This window comes from Microcoleus sp. B5-D4 (genome assembly GCF_036705145.1).
GTDB lineage: Bacteria > Cyanobacteriota > Cyanobacteriia > Cyanobacteriales > Microcoleaceae > Microcoleus.
The window spans coordinates 24,913-44,514 of record NZ_JAUBTV010000012.1 but is presented as its reverse complement, the minus strand read 5'-3'; the positions used below and the strand labels follow the sequence as shown (position 1 = coordinate 44,514).

The window sequence follows — 19,602 nt, the reverse complement described above, 5'->3', positions numbered from 1 at the left end:
ATAATATAGCAAATAAATTACGAAATTAGTATGTCAGAATACACAGATTTATTGAGAGAATATGCACGTTTATCAGTCGCTAATTCGGGATTATTGATCGACAACTCGGAACTGTTAATACAGAATTTACAGATAAAGGCCGAAAATCTAAGACTAGCCCAACAGTTAGAACACATCAAGAATCTAACTAGGGAAATGTATTATGACTTTAGACTCTCTCGACCCAACGGAAACCTGAAAGAAAACAAAAGAGAATCCCTAGAACTGAGTGCTGGCGGGACTCTCTATGTGGTTCAGTATCTCGATAATAAAGCCAATTCGTTCATATCGACTGAAGGATTTACGCCAGAAGGTGACATAGCCCCTAAACTCTTTTACTTTGGATATGCTGTGTTTTCTCTAGTTGAGGAGTTGACTCGGCAAGGATTTACTTGTCTCCCTGAGAGGTTCTTAGAAATTCTTAATCGAAATCCTAAGTTTCTGAGATATGTTCTCAAAGAATTTCAGCAGGTTTTATCTTTGTGATTAGTTGAGATTAACATTTTGGATAGAAACCGAGAAAATGCTTTGTGCCTCTGCATAAAGTCGATCGAGTTCTGTCTGAGCTAAATACCTCTCGCTGTGATCGATATCATTCAAGTAATCTGCCACATAAGCAGCCAGGATGTAGGCATTGCTAATCACTACCATTTCCGTGTCTGGAATCAGCAAAACATCCGTGTCTGAAGTGCCAATCGCATACATCCCATTAGCATAATCAGGATGGCTGCATTCCCGATGATAAATCTTCCACTTTTTGGTCACAGGCGGGTTAATGACTTCGATCGTGATTCCTTCAGGGATATTCTCATCGTCCGGTTTCCCACCACACAACAGCCACGGAAGAAGAACCTCTTTATCACCCTTTGGTATGTACTGAGCATCATCAGACTCATAATCACCATAAGTTTCGACTAAATTATGGATAAACTCTTGAGTAATTTCATCGTTAGTTTTTGAGTAACTGAAACGGGACTTTTCTAACAGCGAGTTTCCATTCAAAGCAATTCTCCACGCATCAAGGATTTTGGCATGAACAGAGATTAGCCGATGTTGCTTTTGCTTTCCTCTATCTATTTGTAGATAAACGCCATGACCATCACTATGATATGATTTGTCAATGACACACTGTAGATTGAGTGTCCGACCATAGCTCATCTCCAGAAACAGTCGGTCTTTCGGATTCATCTTTCTCTTGTTTTTACCCATTAGTTTTATCTCCGAATATGTTGGTTGCAAAGTAAAGAAGCCAGAAACTGAAGACGCATGAGAGGAACAGCAGCTTGAATTGGAACGATCGACCTACCGACAAGACTCACGGCTTCTGCTCGTCCAGGGGTTCGCGGTTCTACTCCTGGGTTGGTTGGCGGGGGATTGTAACGCCACCAGTTTTCGTAATGCACTCCAGCCAAGTAGTCGGAAACGCCATCATCCAAAGACACAGCTCTGGGTTCAGTTTCTGGGTAATGGGTAAACGACCTTGCGATCGTAATGTGCTTTCCAATTTGTTCAAACCAGCGCGTCCACCCTTCCCGCTGCTGGAGGCCAAAGTCGTTGGGGTAGGCAATGACAAATACTCTTTGTCTCTCGTGAGGCGCACCGCACTCCGACGCGCTGACGATTTCAACTTCTGTGTCAAATCCAGCCATTTGCAAGGCTCCCAAGATTGTTCGCAAGCCTCTATAAATGACTCCTTTTGGGTTTTCAATAATGACAAAATCTGGCTGGGCTTCAACGATGACTCTGTACATTTCCCACCACAATTTTGATTCAGTGCCTCCCAATCCTTGTTTCTTTCCTGCGTTTGATGTATTTGTGCAAGGAAAACCGCCAATGACGATCGTAGGAAAGCCGAGTTGTCTGAGTTTGGGTGGATGATACGTTTTGATATCTGACCAGATGGGGATATTAGGGAAGTGGGATTGGAGGACTTTTTGAGCATAAGGATTAATTTCGACAAATTGAAATGTTTGATATCCATCGCCAAAGACTAATTGTGCTGCTAGTTCAAATCCTCCAATTCCTGAAAATAAACTAATCGCTTGCATACAAATCAACGCATTTCAGTTTTATATTAGTGACTTTATTTTAATTTTATCATTTTCACTTCGTGTTTGGGAAGTAGTTTTGAGGCAAAAGTATGACTAAAATTGTAATGATTTCTGGCAGTCGCTTAATCAAAGATATCGGCCCTGGAGTGGCATCTCTCAACCGCATAATGGAGCTTAAGTTTTCCATAATTCTAGGTGATGCGTCAGGAGTTGATAAGCTAGTTCAAGAATATCTCCGCAACAGCAATTATCTAAATGTTCAGGTCTATTTCGCTCTCTGGTCGGGAAACGGGAAACCAAGAAACGTTACTGGATTTCAGACGGTTGGAGTTCCAGGCAGTTATGTAGATCGGGACAAAGCAATGTGTGCAGTTTGCGATTACGGTTTAGCCCTCTGGGACGGCATCAGTCGCGGAACCAAAGACAATATCGTAGCTTGCGGGGCGCGAACGCGCCATCGAACTGGAAACAAAACTAAAATCATCAGAATAGGAGGTAGTTGAAGTTGCGGGTGAGGGTCGCTTCGCGGTAAGGAAGTGACTTGTCACTTGTAACTATTATGACTATTGCCGTAGAAAAGTTTGATTTCGACAAATTCACGACTGAAAAAGTTAAGTTTGCGATCGATATTGACCGTGAAGTTTTCAATGTCAGTGAAGGTCTAACCGATCAGTATGACCAACTAGACAATTCTCCGCTTTGGCGAGGCAAGTTTTCTGTTGAGGAATATCGGCAACTGCTATAGGAACAAATTCACAAGCATTTACCCAGATATTTCAAGGTCAGATTAAAAGGTTTCTATGAGCCTAATTTAGTCCCTGATTCAGATATCTTTCGATGGCTACGCCCCGGCTTACGTCTACGATTATGGAATTAGCTCATGCTTACCGAGATAACGGTCGGCTAAAGCTGATTTATATTTCCGATCGTTCCCATGCTGAACTTATCGCCAGATGCGTTGATTATGTGGCAAATCAGATTCTAAATTAGAATTTCGGCTGTACCAGGAAATTGATTAATTTCTTTCCTGGTAAGAAGCCGAGGGTTGTCAGCGATACCAGAATTAAATATGGAGGTAAGAAGCTGTCATCGCTATTATACCGCAACATCAAACCTTAACGTAATATCAAGGAGAATTATGTCTGAATTCAAATTAATCTAATCAGCCTTTTCCTTACGATGTGAGTAGAAGATAGGGAACATAATCAACAGTTAAAAACTGCTATACTTTAACTAACTTAGTTAGAGTATAGCCTTCATGTTTACAACGAAATCTGCTGACAAACCCGCAATTAAAGTAACAGAGTTAGCCCCAGATTATGAAGTAAATTATAAAACTGGGTACATAGGATTTCTCAACAAAGGAACGGATTTAACATCGATCGGTATCGCTTATTTTACAGGTTGGGATACCATCAGTGATATCCACACAACTCATACTCTGATTGTCACCGATGAGGATGAATGTATAGAAGCAGACAAGATAAATAACACAGTCAAAGTTTGCACCTTAAGCAAATACTTCAATGACCCTAACTGTCAAATCTTCTTCCGCAAACCCATACTTTTCAACGATGCGGTAGGTAATGCGATCGCACACAAAGCCAGTCTCGAAGTCGGCAAAAAGTACGATTTTGGAGCCATCTTAACCCAAGCACTTTCAGGCAGTTTTCCTGGTCGAGTGCTTGATCGACTGCTCACCGGAAAGTTTGAGGAACTGTTAGGCAACCTGCTTGATAACCCTGATAAATGGATTTGTAGCGAACTTGTTGCGTATGTTTTGGATGAGCAACAAGTTTATCGAGATAAAGGCATCCTCAAACGTCCTAACTCTACCATCAGTCCTCAAGAGCTTTTCCAGGATACCGAAATCTTTGCACCCTGGAAAAACTCTCAACCCTCAGAAACAAAAGCAGTAACAGAAACAAAACAGGGAGCGTAACAGAAACGGTAACAAAAAACGCTTTGCGGTAAGGACGTGAGTTATGCCCACATTCTGCCACAGGGAGTTTTGATATGAGTTTAATTACCGTTACACCAACAGGTAAGAAGATAGTTGCACAGATTTCCCGCCCTGACCAGTCTCAGTTTGATTTGTCGGTTAGCCAGAATTTGGTTTGGCGAGGCGGTGTCTATGTTTTCGTAGATGGTAGGAAGGAATATCATTTCTCTTGCGAACTCCCGTTATGTGTCAACCGCGACCGCATCCATGTCGGTAGCCGTTATGTGACAGTTTGCGGGGTAGTTACAGTTAAATCGATCGTACTTTCAGTAACCATTGCTCAGTATTTTGAGTATATTGTTGAAACTGAACAAGGAACTACAGAAAAACTTCTGTCCTGGGAAATCTATAGCGCCATCTAACTTTTAAGTCAGAAATAGAAACATCTCCCGTTTCTGTTTCTGGCTTTTCTTATGTGATGCTCATGTGCGTTATGTACAGGTACATATAGGTACCCATAGGCTATAGATGTGAGAGTTAAATTGAAGAAAGAGAGATAAAAATACTTCGTTTTGGGGAAGGGATGTTATTCCCAAAACGAAATGGAAAACGTATCACTGTTTGACTGGATTGTGAAAAACAATTTCCCCGAAGCGGATTTCTGGCTGATAAATAAAGGTAGCACACATAAGTTAGGGGAACCAGTTAAGGAATTTCAGCCTTACCTCACAGGCATCAAATGTCCAGTTTTAGTTTTACCAGATTACGCTTTCTATTTGTGTCTGCACCTTCAACAGCAAGGATTGTGGCAAGAATATTCGCAAGGTTCCATCAATCTTCAACATCTTCGGATTAAGTATATCAAAAAGGTGTTTAATTGGATCGGTAATCAGCACAGAATTCAACATCAAGCCCGTTTCAAGTCGTTTGTTCTATATCCTGTTCTTGCTACAACAACAGACAGAGAATCCAAAACACTAGCAATCAAGGAAACAAAATCAAGAAACTGTTTCTAAGGTTGTTACTGTTTTGCTTCGCTTTGAAGTGTTGAGTTATTTATTTAGTGAGAAACTGAATCATGGAAAAGGTCAATTTCGCAGGCATTGAAGGTGAAGTTATCGAAACATCACCGCACGGCAGTTACGTTGTAGTAAAATTGAGCGATCGAATCACGATTGTCGGCACCACCAATAATCAATTCAATTGGGAAGAAATGCCGGATGCTGCTTCAGGATTTGAATCGTTTATCACGTACATAGGGATTCGATCGAAAACCGAGGCTACTACATATCTAAACTTGGTAGCTACAGTTGGCGGTTACACACTGAAGAAAGAAGCCGAACCGAGAAAATCCAAACGTGTTAGCGCTTTTCCATTTGAAATCAAAGTCCGTGGGTTAAGTCCTGAGTTTGTTGCTGAAGTAATTCGCTGTAAGAAAAGGTAGCTATCTCTAGCTATCTGTAAGTTTCTTTTCATCCATGAAAACAGATGAAGAGAAACTTACACAATCCTGTTCATTAACACAAGGAATTCAAATGACTGACAAAATAGTGTACGATGTGATTCAACGATTTGAAGTAATTGACGGTGTGCCTCAACTGATTTCTAGCGACATCAAAACAATTCATGGTGGAACAACTTTGTTTTCGATCGCAGAGACTTGGTTGGTAAAGAATAGTCATTTAGTGCGATGCTACACAGAACAATATGTCGGCTACAAATACAAACGGGATAAAAGATATCAACTGATTCTTACTCCTAGAGCAACCTCTCTTCAAGTAGCATTTCCCGCATCTAATTTCCCTAACAAATCTAAGTTTGTTACCGAAAATGATCCGCTGTTTCCTTACGCACTGAAGGTATCGATCGAAAACAAAGAAAGTCTGTTCAAACTTTTCAATGAACTTTTCCCACAACAGGATTAACAAAGATGTCTCTAACTGAACGTGAAGAACGGGAACGACAAGTTTTTGAATCCGAACGTGAGAAATCGGAAATCACTAAAAAGCTAAAGTTGGCTTTCAAATCCTTGGCTTGGCAACATTACGAAGGCAAGATGAGTGAAGCCGAGTTTAATCAACGTTGGCCAATTCATCAGATTCATTCAATGGATTACTATCAGACTGTTTGGTATCTCATGGAGAAAGGCTTTAATATCCAAGCTTTAGTCCATAGTCAATCACTAACAGAAATGCCAACAGAAACAGAAAACTAACTTACTCTACTACTACCATGATTCAGATTGATTCAGAAACAGAACAGACAACTCTACGCCTACGTGATGCCTTCCGTGTGCTGGCATGGCAAGTCTTTGAAAGTCATCTCCTACTCCAAGGAAAATTAGACCAACGTTACACCAATTTCTACACTCGCTGGACACGCAGTAAGATTCGATTGATGGATTTGAGTGAACTCACAGAACTAGCAATCGAAAGAGGTTTCTCTGTTGAACAACTGTTAACCATCAGAGAATGTTATTATTCGTTAGCTCAACCTTATCCATCAGAAACTTTTGTTGATGATTAACGATTAACCTAGATGGATGATGGAGAGTTTCGCTTTCCATCCTCAGTATGTTTCAGAGTCGATAGAAAGAGAAGAACCAGAGCGGGAGTTATCGGCGAGGGCTTCGCGATAAGGAAATGATCCTTACTGGTAACTAGCATGAAACGATTAAAGAAACAGATCCCTAACCTTGAGCTTTTTCGCGATTATTGTCGTAGCTTAGTAGAGCTAATGAAGACTAGCCACTCGACGCTGACCACTCGGCGATTAGAGCTTTGGCTTTTCAACGAAGTACATCTAGGCAACGGCAAAGTAAAAGCAGCTTACTTTGACGATCGACTCTACAACTTTAGCCAACGAATCTACCCCGGCAGCAACATAGGCTTACTCACCTACCACGGCTCTTTGAGAGGAGGCAGCAGCGGCTTAATCCGACCTCACAAAGATCACGGCTACGCAATGCCCAAAGCAGTAAGCATAAACCTTGGCGAAGCTGAATTTGCGATCGATGGCAAACTTCATAAACTCAATGATGGCGATATCTGCGAATTTAACTGCAAGCTTACTCACTCAGTCCCACGAATCCTGACCCCTGAGCGCTTCTCCCTCGTACTCTGGACTCTGAACCAGAGCAAAGGCTACCACTCGCAAATGGTAGAGCCGATCGATTGGTAGATAAAGGCTGGATAGAAACACATTCTATCCAGCCTTTGTTACTTTCAACAATCAATTCAATTGAAAGAACCTACAGTAGTTTTTCTGTTAGGGTCGCTTCGCGATAGGGAAATGAGATAGGCTTTCTGCTTATTTCCAAAATCACTGTACATTACACCAAAGGAATTTCATCATGGCTATTACTTTTCTTTCCAAAACTGCCAAAAAGCGTAGTTTGTTGCTTGATGCGCTTCGTATTCTTGCCTGGGAAGAATACAAAGCTACTAACAAAGAAGCACTCAAGAATCTCGAATATGGTGGTTATGCTGTCTTTGACAAGGAATGGCAAGCCGAAGATATTCATGATAAAGGTTATGAGGATCTTCTCGCTTTTGCCAAAAATCTAGAGTTTTCCGAGGCAGAATTGCTGGGTATTCGATCGAGTTACTATGCCAAGAAAACTACCAAATCTAATAGAACATCAAATGGTAATAGCAATGTTGGTAATGCCAATGCTAATATCAATAATACTTTTTCGGAACCAGACTACGATAGTGAACCGTTCTAGCGTGACTTAGCTTAAATTGATGATAGAGAGTTTGTACTTTCTATCATCAATTTGTCATCAATTTATCAATCGATCGAGCATTGATTTCCCGATCAAATGATAAAATTTACTAAAGGAAGAAGCAACCAAAAAGTTAACCGTTTTGTATGGCTTCGCTATTAGGGATTGAGTTAGATTTTGTGTACTTTACCTAGAGGTTTATCATGGCTATCAATATCTTGACCAAATCAGAGAAAGAAGCTGCTAACTTGCGAGATGCTATTCGTATCATGGCTTGGTCACAGTTCAAATCTGAAAATGATACCGATCTCAAAGGCTTAGATTTGTACGAGATTTTCAAAGTTGAATGGCTAGAGTACAAAATCCATTCAATGCTACTGCCAGAAATTCATAAGTTCGTTAGTAACCTTGGATATTCCCCTGAAGAATTGTTGCAAATTCGATCGGAGTATTATGTCAACAAGAAAGAATACAGCAATAGAACTGATGAATTTTAATAGTCAGTGACGATCGAAAAATAAAGAAAAAGCCTCAGTATCTGTAATGGATATTGGGGCCTGGAAATTAAGAGAAAGAGCAATAGAAGTTTGTTGGTGAGGGCGCTTCGCGATAAGAGAGTGAGTTGTAAATTTGCAACTCATTAACCCTTATTTAGGTAGCTCTCATGGCTAATTTAACTGAAACTTTGGTATCGATCGTAATTGCTGGTGAATTAGCAGCAATTTCACTTTTGGGTGGAACAGCATTGATTGGGTATGCAAAAGTAACAGCAGCCCATGTACAATTAATTCAAACAGCCAAGCAAAGCAGATACGATGCAATTATAAATTATGGCGAAATCCGAAGTGTAGCAATCTATACAGGTGATCAGCCAGCAATTTCTGAATGCTTAAGTGGAATTTGCGGAGCTAAAGTTCCACTACCCAGCGGTATAAACATCAAATCAACTTTTAGAGGTATTGATGCGAAAATTGCAGGTAAAGCTGGTAGCGATCGAGCAACCTTGATTAGCTGGAGTAGCGAAACTAACAGCGGAATTGGTGGTAGCTACGGCCAGCATGGAACTATAACCTTTAGCCACCCCTGGACTAGAAAGCGATTTTGCTTAGTTAGAGGCGGAGCTGCTGGCAATCTTGGCGAAGTAGTAATCCGAACTGATAAGGATTGCAAATAAAGTAAAAGAAAATCCTTAGCATCAGCTAGGGATTTTTTTTTAAAGCCGCCAACTCTTTTCGTAAACACAGAAAGCACCAGGAAGTTATTGGTGAGGTGCGCTTCGCGATAGAGAGCCGACCTAATTCTTTTCATACTAATGCTGCATCTCCAGAACTACTTCACGATCGCCCAACAGGAAGAACTCCTTGAACTTGCTCGAAACATAGCCGCCATTAACGGTGGGATGACTACTCCTACAATGCCCAACGGCGCTCGCTACAATTGCAGCCAAACTAGCTGCGGACAAGTAGGCTGGATCTCGGATCGCAAAGGCTATCGCTACTCTAAGCTAAACCCTGAAAGCAACAAGCCCTTTGCTGCAATGCCTGCTGAATTAACCGAGATTGCTCGAAAACTAGCCATCCTAGTAGACGAGCCTGACTACCAGCCCGAAACCTGCCTGATCAACTTCTACGCTGCCAGCACCAAAAGCAGACTAGGCTTGCACCAAGACAACACAGAGCACAACCTCAAGCCCTGCATAATTTCGATCTCGCTTGGTGACGACTGCATCTTCAGCATCGGTGGCAACAACAGGAAAGATCCAACAACGGATCTGCTCCTCCGATCGGGCGACGCACTGATCCTGCATGGCAAAAGCCGACTAGCTTTTCACGCAGTAAAGAAGATAATCCCAGGAACTTCTAACTTGCTGAAAAACCACGGCAGACTCAACCTCACCTTCCGCCAAGTGTACTAGCCACTGCTAATAGAACTGCTGATAACTTCAGCAATTCTATTAGCTTTTTTATCTAATTTGAGGTTTTTATGATTGAAGTAGTGAACGGTAAACAACATGGTTTTGTTGGTGAAAATAAAATCTATATTGGTAGAGCCAATAAATCTCTCGGACTAGAATCAAGTCCTTTAGCTAATCCTTACAAAATTGGTGTAGACGGAAATCGAGCCGAAGTAATAGCACTTTACAGAAAATGGCTATGGAAGAGAATAGTGATGGGTCACAATAATCCCAATGACACTTACAAGGAATTATTTTCGATCGCCCATAGAGTTAACAATGGAGAAACAATCAAACTTATTTGTTACTGCAAGCCATTAGATTGTCATGGTGATGTCGTTGTTAAGTGTATTAATTGGATAGTTTCAGATAAACTAAAGTAATGCTTCGCTGTGAGTTGTTGATTCTTTTTCAAGGTAACAACTCATGGCAGCAAGCAAAATTCCAGCGTTACTTCAGCGAGTCAATCGAACTCTGAATCGTGAAATTCAGTACAAATTCTCTGAACCATTTGACGAAAAAGAGTACAACACAGCAATGATTACGGGTCATCGCTGGTTTGATTACAACATTCCGATCGATAAACTTATCACAATGGCAATCAATCAAGGTGTGACTAAATTCTTGTGTGGAATGGCACTCGGCACTGACCAAATTGCAGCAGAGATTTTAGTCCGGCGTAAACTCGAATGGACAGCCGTGATTCCTTGCGCTGATCAGCATAAGCTATGGAAACCGCATCAACAAAGCCATTACAAGAAACTTTTGGATCAGGCAACTAAACGAGTATGCTTTTATGACGAGTACAGCCCTGGTGTTATGCAAGCTCGCAATCAGTGGATGGTAAAACGATCGGATATTTGCCTAGCAGTTTTCTCCGGCGATCCTCACGGCGTTGGGGGCGGAACTGCCACAACTTTCAAGATGGCACGCGATCGCAATCTCCTCATTTATCAGTACATCCCAGCTAAATCCGAGTTCGTAATCATTGAACCCGCCTATCAACAACTAAACCTTTTTTAGCGACATGAAATCAAAAAAGAAAATCACCCAACACATCCACGGTCGAATCAAAAAGCTAGCCGATGCTGCCATTGAACGTGGCGACATCGAAACTTGCGAACGAATTTCTGACGGAATTTATCTCATCAAACGATCGTCCGATCTGACTCCAACTACCTACACAGCGGTTGGTGCTGGCAGTTTACTTTACCTGTTAAACTCTTTGGCTCAGGCTCAATCTCAGGTTCAATCCCAGTAACAGAAATTCAGAATTAACATTGTTCCCGGTAGCATTATTGTTACTGGGAATTTGAATAGCAAAGTCTCTCGTAAAGGTGCTTCGCAATGAGGAAGTGTTGTTTACTTTACCGAGAATTGTTTATGTTGATTGAAAAAACTGAAATCCAAGATTACCGCTCCCTTGAGTGGAATACTGGAGCCGAATGGTCAATCCCACTCCCAGAATACAGCATCAACGGCTACATCATTTCTAGACATTATATACCAGACGAAGCTCCCGTAATTCCCACTGGCTGGATTTACGAGTTTAGCGACGGTCGATTTATGTCCGAGGCACAGATAAGCCGTATTGAGTGGTAATCTTTACTTTTTTAGCTAGAGAATAAGCTGACTTCTTAAGCTTTTCTCTAGCTCCTACAGCCACAACATAAGCAACAGAAACAAAACAAAATAATGCTTCGCTGTAAGGGAGTGTTCTGTTTTTGTTTATGTCTCTAAATGCAAAACCACTCAGCAAGGACACCGCAAACTTGGTCAGAAGAAGACATCGACTATCTTTTACTAATTGAAAAGATAGTCAATATTGATGCGATCGTAGAAACGCTTAAATTTCGCTGCATCTGTGACTGTCAGGTGGACAACGATTCCGATGTCAAATTAGCGTTTGTGCGTTGGTTTAAAGCCAAAATTGAACACATGAGCAACGATATTTACAACGTCGTTGAAGCTGAAGCTACGGTTTTCCGAATTAATTTACCTTCACTCTGAACAAGTGAAGAAATTCCCACAAAAAGTACCCCTCGTGAATGCTTCGCTTTGGGGTACTGATTCTTTATCGAAGTAACAACTATGTCGATTCTACCATCTTCCACTTCTTCCACATCAAGTTTACCACACATCGACATTCCAGATACGAGAACTGTAGAGTTCAATGCACAGATTCCCTGGAAAGCTTCGGACAGACTTCTTGAAGAAGCGATCGGCAAACTGATTAATCTGGATGAAATTGTCGATCGACTCCAAGCACTTGATTGCCAACATTCCGCACCATTCACGGCTGAGCAAGTTAAGTTTGCTTTCCTCAAATGGATTGAGAATCATCTTGAGTCGATCGAACTCCAGCCCGAATGGTTTATCCATCGGGATTTTAAACATTTTGAGCGTCATTTACCTGAGCTTGATGGTTCCTTCTTTCCAGAGGAAGAGTACGACAGGGAACCTATTTGTGAAGAACAAGGTGCTCAATATAATGCTGAGTTAGCTGCTACTGAATTAGTTGCTACTTACCATCAACTATCCCAACTTGAAGATGCTTTTGAGGGCACTCCTGAACAAGCAGCCGTAGCAGCACTGGATTGGTAGTCACTGGTAGCCAAGAACAGTTAAAAAATCCGTTGACATAGAAACAGTAGAAACAGACCACAATTCTGTTTCTATGTCCACGGAATCCACCGTATTTACCGACAAAATTGTAACATGGATATTCCCCAGATTCCCACACCACATTTGAAACGGATTGCTGAAATTCGCAATCAAATTGAAAGATTAAAAGTTGAATCAGATGCGATCGAACCTGATGCGATTATCGAAGCTTTCGAGATTATGGAATCTGAAAACTCTCGCAAAAACGTTGTCTATAACGATAACAATGCCAAAATCGTTGTCCAGCTCCGAACTCGGTACGATGACAAAAACCTTAGCGTTACCCGATTGGATGAAGACATCAATCGCGAATACGAGAAACTGTGTCGATCGAATGCAACCGCCATCAAAACTAGCCAAGCTTACATTAATGATTTGCAAGAAATGCTGACAGAAGCAGAAGCAAAACATGAAGCGTTTCTCACTTCTGTGTACTTAGAAACGTTACGGAAACAAAGGGCGATCGCCATTAAGAAAACGGAGCATAAAGTGCCAGGGTTAGCGGTTTATGTTCACTACCTAAAACGCTAAAATAAACCTAAAGCGATAGTATTCATTAAAATGCTTCGCTTTAGGTTATTGATTCGACGAAAATTCAATTCTAAGGTATTTGTACAATGACAATAATCAGAATCAATGAATCCAGTTTCCAGGTAGAGCCATTTGTCCGCTACAAAGAAAATCGAGTCAAAGGTTACTTTGTTTTAGAAGGTCAAGAATTTCCTTCGCTGAATATGGCAATCATAAAGATAAATCATCTAACTTTGACGATCGATTCGGTACTTGCTCGATTGCCAATAACAGAAATATGGGGATTTGTCCTTAATGATTCTGGGGGAACGCTTTCAACTTTCGTCACAGTAAAGCGTGATTTCCTACCGATGCGCTCCGCGCCCGCAAGCTACGAACCTGGCAACATTTATGAATTAGGTTTTGTTCCATTTAAGACTGATGTAGGGAAAGGCTTCATGGTAAACGCTTTTCCTCGCAATCCTGTCAATGTTAACGAAAAGTATGCTTTAGAAGCTGCTGAGGATATCCTCCACTCTGCAATAGATTTCTGCCAAGATGAAAGATTGAACCAAATAGTCATTTAACTTGACAGTTTCCCATTGCTTTGCCAGTGTTGAAAGCAATGGGAAAGCAATGGGAAACTGCGGTAAAGTTAATAGATAGATTCAAAGCGATCGTAGTGCTTCGCTTTAAGGTTTTGATTCTTTTTTACCATTGGTAAAAACAGAAACAAAAACAAAAACAGAAACAGAAACTCATCTCAAACACTTACTCAGGACTAAAATCATGAACGTAATAATGATGAACGGATTTGCATTCAGAATTCCTGGTATCGCTAGCCGATATCGCGCATCTTGCGGTAAAGATTTCGGTTGTTTTGTAACAGGCGATACCAAAGGCATGAATGTCAGTAAAGCAGAAAAAGCGGGTTTAACCCGTGGCGACTTTGTAGAAATGGCGGTGTGTGCGATCGATAGCAAAACGCTGACATTTGAACCTCATTACATCAATGAGCAATTTACCGAAGTCTGGGGTATCCCAGTCGCAGGTGAGATGAAAACCTTCTTCCATGAGAAATGCAGTGAACTCTCAACTTTCTTGATTCATCGCCAGTCTCAGGACAGGATGAAGGGTTTGATAGAAGTGTTCAGTCGATCGGCTTTCAATTCCTGGGTTGAGGAGGGGATGCAGGGCGACCACAACGAATATGCGAGGAGCAAAGCTTCGGAAGCTTATTTCTCCAATATTTTCCGATTCCAATTGACCCTCACAGAGGGAAAACATGGGCCATTTTACTATGTGGCAACCACCCTACGTCCTCCTTCCTGCGCTCTCGACGAGGCAGCTCTGAAAGTTGTCCGTCAGATTTATGAGATGAAACAATCCGGGATTGATTACTGTAGCGACCCTCGCTTAGTTGAAAATCAGCAGATGTGTTTGGGCGGTGCAACAGCTCCAGTTGCAGACATTGCTGTTCCAGTAACAGAGACTAAGCAGCTCAAAGGTAAATAATTCTGAAAGTTGGGGAGAAATCCCCAGCTTTTTTTAATTCAGTCAAACCAACTAATCAAGGAGAAAATTATGCCTACTAAGATTTCCTGGACGAATGAGACGTGGAATCCAATCGTTGGTTGCGAACAAATTAGTCCTGGTTGCGACAGATGTTATGCAAAAATGCTGGCTCAATCAGCGAGACTGCAACAATTCCCCCAATATCAAGAAGCTGCTAAATGGGACGGTACAATCGTCTTTGTTCCGTCTGCATTACTCAAACCATTTGGATGGAAAAATCCTCAGCTAGTTTTCCCTTCAATGAGTGACCCCGGACATCATAATGTCAAACGAGATGAGCTTGACCAAATTTTTGCAGTAATGTCGATCGCAAGCGAACATCAATTTCAAATATTAAGCAAGCGACCGAAAGCGATAAAGCACTACATCAAAAATCTCACTAGCGATTGTCTCTACGAAGCAGCAAAACATTTTTGGAAGGAAGACAAAATTCCCAAACGACTATGGCGGCCGCTGCCACTTCTTCGAGAATACTTTGATAATCTGCAATTTCCGCTCAAGAATCTTTGGATTGGAACCAGTGTCGAAAACCAGGAAGTAGCCGATCGCATCCTTGATGTAAGAAATACAGCAGCCCACATCCGGTTCATTAGCTGTGAACCATTATTAGAACGGGTCGATTTGCGAAAATATCTCGGTATTTGTGTCGGCTGCCAGACCTGCGAGTTTCGAGGCGATCATCGAATTGGAAAACCGATGGTAAATTGGGTTATTTGTGGCGGAGAATCAGCCCAAAAACGCAGCGATGCCCGTCCCTGTCATCTGGATTGGTTGCGCTCGATCGTTCAACAATGTGAACTAGCTGGGGTTCCAGTCAGTGTTAAACAGCTTGGCTCAAATCCGATCGATAGTTCTCCCTACATTGATGGTGTTGCAATGACGAATTACTCGGTCAAGGTTAAAGACCATACCGATATCAACGAATTTCCACCAGAGTTAAGATTCAGACAACATCCAGTTTTCTAGATTTAGTTTGACTTTTCTTTACGGATGCAGGTTTCACATCTGCATCCTTCCTTTGATTTGGTGAACTAACCTGACGGTCGTGATTCTGAATAATGCTTCGCTGTTGGGTGGCAACCTTCTTAAATTGAAAAATGCCACATACTTTCGGATTGTTGGAACAAAGCCAAGAACAATTAGCAAAATTAACAGCGAAAATGCTGTACGAAGTAGAATATATCGAGCCTGTTCTCGGTGAAGAGTTGTTCCCTTACTACCGCCACTATTGCGTTATCTCGGCACTCGGCAATGACTATTCCCAGAGAGGTTTTGGCATTTACGACGATCGAACCAACAAATACGATCGAATTGGTCACGTTCTTAGACATTTGTAACCATTCTTTCTGTCTGTTCACCAGTGAGCTTCGCGCTCCGGGTAGTGTTTCCGAACTCTATCCTACAGCTATGAAAGTCTTTCTCATAGGAACAGAGCAGTGGATTACCGAGTAAGTTTCTAACTAAAAAGTTGATACCGCGTGTTGGTGAGTAAAGCTGTCCGTAGCTTGCGGGGCGGGACGCCATCACTCCATACTCATCCTCTTTCAGTTTCTTTTTTACTGTGCTTTTCAGTGTCCAGCCTGTTACTATGGCTGTCTGTCCTGTTCCATAAAATACCTGATTCGGCTTATACAACGGTTTGTAATATCTTTCCATTTTCTTACAGTTTATTACAAAATTTTATCAAACTGTTGTAACTGTATGCCGACAAAAAAATTTAAATTACAATATAATATAACACAAAGTTAGAGGTGCTGCTATGCCAAACAAAACTAAATTTGTGAAACTACAACCGCAGATGAATCGGAACAAGACTTTACTGATGTTTGAGAAACTTAACAAAGAGCTGTTGGCAAGGATAAGAGAAGATGTGAATTATCGAATGCCGTCAGAATACATAAGCTGGCAGGTGCTGAGCCAAATAATTGCGGTTGGATTAACAACCTGTGATTTGGAATATTCACCATTAGACATCTCAGCGTTTATCCAAAGCTACCGAATCGCGCTCTGGTTTGCCCAAAAAGCACCGATGTATTGTTTAACTCATGAGTTAATTGAAGCTTTCGACCAAACAGATGCACTCCATAAGCCAGGAATCCTGTGCGGGTGGCAACCCTCACTACCTACATTTTTGCTAGCCATACCCAAAGGAGCTATTTATGCACCCGACGGAGCGTCGATCGATTACTTGACCATTAGCTGTAACAATATCAATCATCCTGAATGGAATTCAGCGACTTGGAGAGATATCTCGATTCATCCGTTTAAACTAAGTTATCCTTTATACTTTCAATATTCTACAATAGATACTCATGAAACTGTGTGGACTTCTGGCACTGCTGTGTCAGAAAATGGAGACACTTTGATTTATGACGAAAATTCTGATATTGGACTTGATGCTCTTACTCCTGAAGATAGAATTCTCATCAAACGTTTAAGGAATCTGGTCATCAATATTCTGTTGACTCTTGAATTCCTTCCTTCTCTGGTTAGCGACATAGATAAAAAAGATTTACCATCTCCTAAAGGATTTGGAGAAAAATTACACAAATCCAAAACTGTCGATCGATTTCCTCGTTGGCTTGGTAAAGGTTTTTCTATTCCACACTCCGATTCTTTAGAAACTCTTGAAGAAGTTCTTGAAAAAGGAAAAGAAGAAAATGGAAAGTCAGAAATAAAGAAAATTCAGCCATCACCAATTGCACACTGGAGACGCGGACACTGGAGAGTTTTGGAGGCTGGTGAAGGTAAACGATGGAAGAATGCTAAAAGAATATGGATTAAACCCATATATGTAAATTGCTAAAACGATAGCGCTGACACACCTTACAAGCTACAAATTGATCGGAATTTACTGATGGCAAAAAGCCCTACAGCTCGTTTAAAATAAAGCTTTAGGGTTTTGTGAGATGGAAATAATTAAAGGAAGTGTCTACAAAGCGGAATTAGGGTTTGTATACGATGGAGATACTTTCAACTTAAAATTAATCTCTGCAACAGGCACGGAGAGTCAATCTATCATCTGTCGATCGCAATGGATTGATACCCCAGAATCTCAGAAACCCGGTAAAACTAGCACTGACCCGCTGATTCTTAAGCATTGGGAATGGGCAGAAAAAGCCAAATTAGCTCTAAGGAATCTGCTTCAAAACCGAGCGCTAATTGCTATTCCCTATGAGCTAGATCAATACCAAAGATGGGTTTGTGATGTTTACCTGGACAATCTACTTGTCTCTAGCAATGTCCAAGTCAAACTCGCTCAATCTGGTTTAGCCGCTTCTCGCTTGCCTTTCAATCGTCATATATACAACGTGAGAGAAACGACAGTGTTGCGATCGATAATAGCGGGTGCAGCGACAGCAAATAGGAAAAGAGTCGGATTGTGGAAAGAAGCCAACATGATTTTGCCCTATGAATTTAAGAAGTTATCACTCTAGCACTCAAACAGTGTAAGGGTTTGACACAGTACATTTAATTACACCTAAGAGGAGGAAAGTGAAATGAGTAGAACATTTGCCGAAAGAATTATTGAGTATATGGAACAGCAAAATTATGAAATTTCGCGAGGTCGATCGGAGAAAAACATAATCTATGTAGAAGGGGCAAACACTGATGGAACGGAAAATGACGATCGACCCAATTACTTCAATGATGTCAGGATAATTATTGCGTTCAATGACAAGTTCCAACCCGTCATCGAAGGTATTTGGGAAGCCACGACGGAACCTGGGTATTACTACACTGACAATCCCATGAACCCCAAAGGAGCCGCCAGAATTGCCTTTGGACAGTATCGGGCTTGGCAAGTCGGACTCCACGGCTACTCTGACCCTCACGAAGCTCTTGTCCAGGTCGGACTTGTCAAAGTGCACCGGGATTGGAATCGGGACATGATGCGAACCGGAGATGCGATCGATGAAGGTTATTTTGGCATCAATCAACATCACGGTTGGGGACATCCGGTGAATGATATTCACACAGCGTCCGCTGGCTGTCTAGTTGGTAGAACTATCTCAGGACATGAAAACTTTATGCGGAGAGTTACAGCAGACCCGCGATATATTGCTGATACAAATTTTGTATTCACAACAACTATTATTCCGGGCAATAAACTGTAATCTATGGAAAAATGAAACAAGAAACTCTTGATTACATTGCTAGTTCGATCGGTGTTACAGCTATCGTTTCAACCTATATTTTCTGGCTCGCTTCTCGACAAATCAAGGATAAGTTAGTTCATAGAATTGATTTATTCACTTATGACTTAACTAAAAAACAAGAGAATGACCAGATTGCTATCGGTTATAAAATCCGCCGTTGGCAAGATACAAATAGACTTCGATCGATTACTTTGGAATGCCGAATTGATAATATTGAACAAAAATTAGACATTCCTTCTTGTAACATCATTGAAACGATCGAGAATGAATTTGAAGATACAGACTAATCATTTTAGCTCACTCATAGGAACAATGAAACTAAGATTTAGAGAACCAACTCAATACCAATTAGATACTATTTCAACTATTTTGGGAGCTGTTGCAGGTATCGCAGAACTTCTTGTAGCCTCCAAACGGATTAGTAACGAAGATGGTCAACTTATTGCTGGTCTTGCATTAATTGCTTGGGGCTTTTTTAGTAATAAACCGCCTCGCATTCCTCAACTCAGACGAGATAACGAACCCAATGAATTATTCAATGAACTGAAACAGGAAAAATACGATTAGTAATCCCACTAACACACCCAGCAAGAAAATTGCTAACTGATTCATAAATCTCATAGTATAATCACAACTTAAAATGATTTTACTATGAGATTTACTTTTTGGTTATTATGGATTATTAATTTTATCCGATATAACCTTTGTTGTTGCAACGGCTCCACCAACCAAACCTATGATTAGTCCAGCGGTAAAAGTGTCTGCTGGATTTACTGCTTTTGTCCGTTTCCGTTCTTCACTTGCTTGGTGTGCTTGTTCTTTTAATTTATCTATTATCCCTGGTACAACTTCAAGAGTTGTTAATATTGATGCTGTTAATGTCCCTGCCAAAAATACTGATTCGGTTGGTGTAGGTTTACGCATTTTCTCTCTCCTAGTTTTGTTTGATTGATGAACGATCGATAAACAATTAATTGAGG

Annotated in this window: 35 protein-coding genes; 32 read left to right on the top strand and 3 right to left on the bottom strand. The window is 41.2% G+C overall.

The features are described from left to right. The first annotated feature begins 30 nt into the window (after positions 1–30). Positions 31–525, top strand: coding sequence for a hypothetical protein (locus tag QUB10_RS08390; RefSeq protein ID WP_333201202.1), 495 nt, complete (start codon positions 31–33; stop codon positions 523–525). Here the strand turns inward: QUB10_RS08390 and QUB10_RS08385 are convergent, their stop codons facing one another. Both QUB10_RS08385 and QUB10_RS08380 read right to left on the bottom strand, forming a co-directional pair. Further along, a complete protein-coding gene (locus tag QUB10_RS08385; RefSeq protein ID WP_333201200.1) occupies positions 526–1,248 on the bottom strand; it encodes a hypothetical protein in 723 nt (240 codons plus the stop codon). A gap of 5 nt (positions 1,249–1,253) precedes the next feature. Further along, positions 1,254–2,087 carry a DNA cytosine methyltransferase gene (locus QUB10_RS08380; protein WP_333201198.1) on the bottom strand — a complete coding sequence of 278 codons (834 nt, stop codon included), beginning with the start codon at positions 2,085–2,087 and terminating at the stop codon, positions 1,254–1,256. 92 nt (positions 2,088–2,179) lie between these two features. Here QUB10_RS08380 and QUB10_RS08375 point away from each other — a divergent pair, with 92 nt between their 5' ends. From QUB10_RS08375 to QUB10_RS08225, 31 genes are all read left to right on the top strand, one after another. Beyond that, the gene (locus tag QUB10_RS08375) at positions 2,180–2,593 is read left to right on the top strand and encodes a hypothetical protein (protein ID WP_333152820.1); all 414 of its coding nucleotides are present in this window, start codon (positions 2,180–2,182) and stop codon (positions 2,591–2,593) included. A 56-nt stretch (positions 2,594–2,649) separates the two neighbouring features. Next, positions 2,650–2,835, top strand: a complete 186-nt coding sequence (locus QUB10_RS08370; protein ID WP_333201196.1) for a hypothetical protein — start codon at positions 2,650–2,652, stop codon at positions 2,833–2,835. A 92-nt stretch (positions 2,836–2,927) separates the two neighbouring features. Further along, positions 2,928–3,080, top strand: a complete 153-nt coding sequence (locus tag QUB10_RS08365) for a hypothetical protein (protein WP_333201194.1) — start codon at positions 2,928–2,930, stop codon at positions 3,078–3,080. 268 nt (positions 3,081–3,348) lie between these two features. Beyond that, the gene (locus QUB10_RS08360; protein WP_333201192.1) at positions 3,349–4,032 is read left to right on the top strand and encodes a hypothetical protein; all 684 of its coding nucleotides are present in this window, start codon (positions 3,349–3,351) and stop codon (positions 4,030–4,032) included. A gap of 74 nt (positions 4,033–4,106) precedes the next feature. Continuing rightward, positions 4,107–4,454, top strand: coding sequence for a hypothetical protein (locus QUB10_RS08355; protein WP_333201189.1), 348 nt, complete (start codon positions 4,107–4,109; stop codon positions 4,452–4,454). 180 nt (positions 4,455–4,634) lie between these two features. Then, on the top strand, positions 4,635–5,048 hold the full coding sequence (locus QUB10_RS08350) for a hypothetical protein (protein WP_333201187.1): 414 nt from the start codon (positions 4,635–4,637) through the stop codon (positions 5,046–5,048). A 62-nt stretch (positions 5,049–5,110) separates the two neighbouring features. Next, positions 5,111–5,476: a hypothetical protein gene (locus tag QUB10_RS08345; protein WP_333201185.1), complete on the top strand. Its 366-nt coding sequence runs from the start codon at positions 5,111–5,113 to the stop codon at positions 5,474–5,476. A 91-nt stretch (positions 5,477–5,567) separates the two neighbouring features. Further along, the gene (locus QUB10_RS08340) at positions 5,568–5,957 is read left to right on the top strand and encodes a hypothetical protein (RefSeq protein WP_333201183.1); all 390 of its coding nucleotides are present in this window, start codon (positions 5,568–5,570) and stop codon (positions 5,955–5,957) included. Between the two features lie 5 nt (positions 5,958–5,962). Continuing rightward, positions 5,963–6,247: a hypothetical protein gene (locus tag QUB10_RS08335; protein ID WP_333176289.1), complete on the top strand. Its 285-nt coding sequence runs from the start codon at positions 5,963–5,965 to the stop codon at positions 6,245–6,247. 17 nt (positions 6,248–6,264) lie between these two features. Further along, on the top strand, positions 6,265–6,558 hold the full coding sequence (locus QUB10_RS08330; protein ID WP_333201181.1) for a hypothetical protein: 294 nt from the start codon (positions 6,265–6,267) through the stop codon (positions 6,556–6,558). Between the two features lie 210 nt (positions 6,559–6,768). After that, on the top strand, positions 6,769–7,212 hold the full coding sequence (locus QUB10_RS08325; RefSeq protein WP_333201179.1) for a hypothetical protein: 444 nt from the start codon (positions 6,769–6,771) through the stop codon (positions 7,210–7,212). Positions 7,213–7,384: 172 nt separating this feature from the next. Then, the gene (locus tag QUB10_RS08320; protein WP_333201177.1) at positions 7,385–7,759 is read left to right on the top strand and encodes a hypothetical protein; all 375 of its coding nucleotides are present in this window, start codon (positions 7,385–7,387) and stop codon (positions 7,757–7,759) included. A 203-nt stretch (positions 7,760–7,962) separates the two neighbouring features. Beyond that, on the top strand, positions 7,963–8,256 hold the full coding sequence (locus tag QUB10_RS08315) for a hypothetical protein (protein WP_333201175.1): 294 nt from the start codon (positions 7,963–7,965) through the stop codon (positions 8,254–8,256). A gap of 167 nt (positions 8,257–8,423) precedes the next feature. Continuing rightward, positions 8,424–8,933: a hypothetical protein gene (locus tag QUB10_RS08310; RefSeq protein WP_333201173.1), complete on the top strand. Its 510-nt coding sequence runs from the start codon at positions 8,424–8,426 to the stop codon at positions 8,931–8,933. Between the two features lie 138 nt (positions 8,934–9,071). Beyond that, positions 9,072–9,674 (top strand): alpha-ketoglutarate-dependent dioxygenase AlkB, encoded by a 603-nt coding sequence (locus QUB10_RS08305; RefSeq protein WP_333201171.1) that lies wholly within the window; start codon positions 9,072–9,074, stop codon positions 9,672–9,674. A 68-nt stretch (positions 9,675–9,742) separates the two neighbouring features. Then, entirely contained in the window at positions 9,743–10,096 is a 354-nt protein-coding gene (locus QUB10_RS08300; protein WP_333152851.1) for a DUF4326 domain-containing protein, read from the top strand. A gap of 43 nt (positions 10,097–10,139) precedes the next feature. Next, the gene (locus tag QUB10_RS08295; protein WP_333201169.1) at positions 10,140–10,736 is read left to right on the top strand and encodes an SLOG family protein; all 597 of its coding nucleotides are present in this window, start codon (positions 10,140–10,142) and stop codon (positions 10,734–10,736) included. A gap of 4 nt (positions 10,737–10,740) precedes the next feature. Then, positions 10,741–10,974 (top strand): hypothetical protein, encoded by a 234-nt coding sequence (locus QUB10_RS08290; RefSeq protein ID WP_333152855.1) that lies wholly within the window; start codon positions 10,741–10,743, stop codon positions 10,972–10,974. 122 nt (positions 10,975–11,096) lie between these two features. Continuing rightward, the gene (locus QUB10_RS08285; protein WP_333152857.1) at positions 11,097–11,315 is read left to right on the top strand and encodes a hypothetical protein; all 219 of its coding nucleotides are present in this window, start codon (positions 11,097–11,099) and stop codon (positions 11,313–11,315) included. 138 nt (positions 11,316–11,453) lie between these two features. Further along, the gene (locus QUB10_RS08280) at positions 11,454–11,723 is read left to right on the top strand and encodes a hypothetical protein (RefSeq protein WP_333152859.1); all 270 of its coding nucleotides are present in this window, start codon (positions 11,454–11,456) and stop codon (positions 11,721–11,723) included. Positions 11,724–11,804: 81 nt separating this feature from the next. Beyond that, the gene (locus QUB10_RS08275) at positions 11,805–12,317 is read left to right on the top strand and encodes a hypothetical protein (protein ID WP_333152861.1); all 513 of its coding nucleotides are present in this window, start codon (positions 11,805–11,807) and stop codon (positions 12,315–12,317) included. Positions 12,318–12,431: 114 nt separating this feature from the next. Further along, positions 12,432–12,908, top strand: a complete 477-nt coding sequence (locus QUB10_RS08270) for a hypothetical protein (protein ID WP_333152863.1) — start codon at positions 12,432–12,434, stop codon at positions 12,906–12,908. Positions 12,909–12,994: 86 nt separating this feature from the next. Further along, positions 12,995–13,474 (top strand): hypothetical protein, encoded by a 480-nt coding sequence (locus QUB10_RS08265; RefSeq protein ID WP_333201167.1) that lies wholly within the window; start codon positions 12,995–12,997, stop codon positions 13,472–13,474. Positions 13,475–13,676: 202 nt separating this feature from the next. After that, positions 13,677–14,402, top strand: coding sequence for a hypothetical protein (locus tag QUB10_RS08260; RefSeq protein WP_333201166.1), 726 nt, complete (start codon positions 13,677–13,679; stop codon positions 14,400–14,402). Positions 14,403–14,471: 69 nt separating this feature from the next. Then, entirely contained in the window at positions 14,472–15,428 is a 957-nt protein-coding gene (locus tag QUB10_RS08255) for a DUF5131 family protein (RefSeq protein WP_333201164.1), read from the top strand. Between the two features lie 131 nt (positions 15,429–15,559). Beyond that, entirely contained in the window at positions 15,560–15,799 is a 240-nt protein-coding gene (locus tag QUB10_RS08250; protein WP_333201163.1) for a hypothetical protein, read from the top strand. 422 nt (positions 15,800–16,221) lie between these two features. After that, positions 16,222–17,268, top strand: a complete 1,047-nt coding sequence (locus QUB10_RS08245) for a hypothetical protein (RefSeq protein WP_333201161.1) — start codon at positions 16,222–16,224, stop codon at positions 17,266–17,268. A gap of 103 nt (positions 17,269–17,371) precedes the next feature. After that, positions 17,372–17,899 (top strand): thermonuclease family protein, encoded by a 528-nt coding sequence (locus QUB10_RS08240; RefSeq protein ID WP_333201160.1) that lies wholly within the window; start codon positions 17,372–17,374, stop codon positions 17,897–17,899. 63 nt (positions 17,900–17,962) lie between these two features. Further along, entirely contained in the window at positions 17,963–18,580 is a 618-nt protein-coding gene (locus QUB10_RS08235; RefSeq protein WP_333201158.1) for a hypothetical protein, read from the top strand. An 11-nt stretch (positions 18,581–18,591) separates the two neighbouring features. Next, positions 18,592–18,909 (top strand): hypothetical protein, encoded by a 318-nt coding sequence (locus QUB10_RS08230; RefSeq protein ID WP_333152896.1) that lies wholly within the window; start codon positions 18,592–18,594, stop codon positions 18,907–18,909. Positions 18,910–18,934: 25 nt separating this feature from the next. Next, positions 18,935–19,189 carry a hypothetical protein gene (locus tag QUB10_RS08225; protein WP_333201156.1) on the top strand — a complete coding sequence of 85 codons (255 nt, stop codon included), beginning with the start codon at positions 18,935–18,937 and terminating at the stop codon, positions 19,187–19,189. Between the two features lie 105 nt (positions 19,190–19,294). Here the strand turns inward: QUB10_RS08225 and QUB10_RS08220 are convergent, their stop codons facing one another. Continuing rightward, positions 19,295–19,546, bottom strand: coding sequence for a hypothetical protein (locus QUB10_RS08220; protein ID WP_333201155.1), 252 nt, complete (start codon positions 19,544–19,546; stop codon positions 19,295–19,297). Positions 19,547–19,602 lie beyond the last annotated feature (56 nt).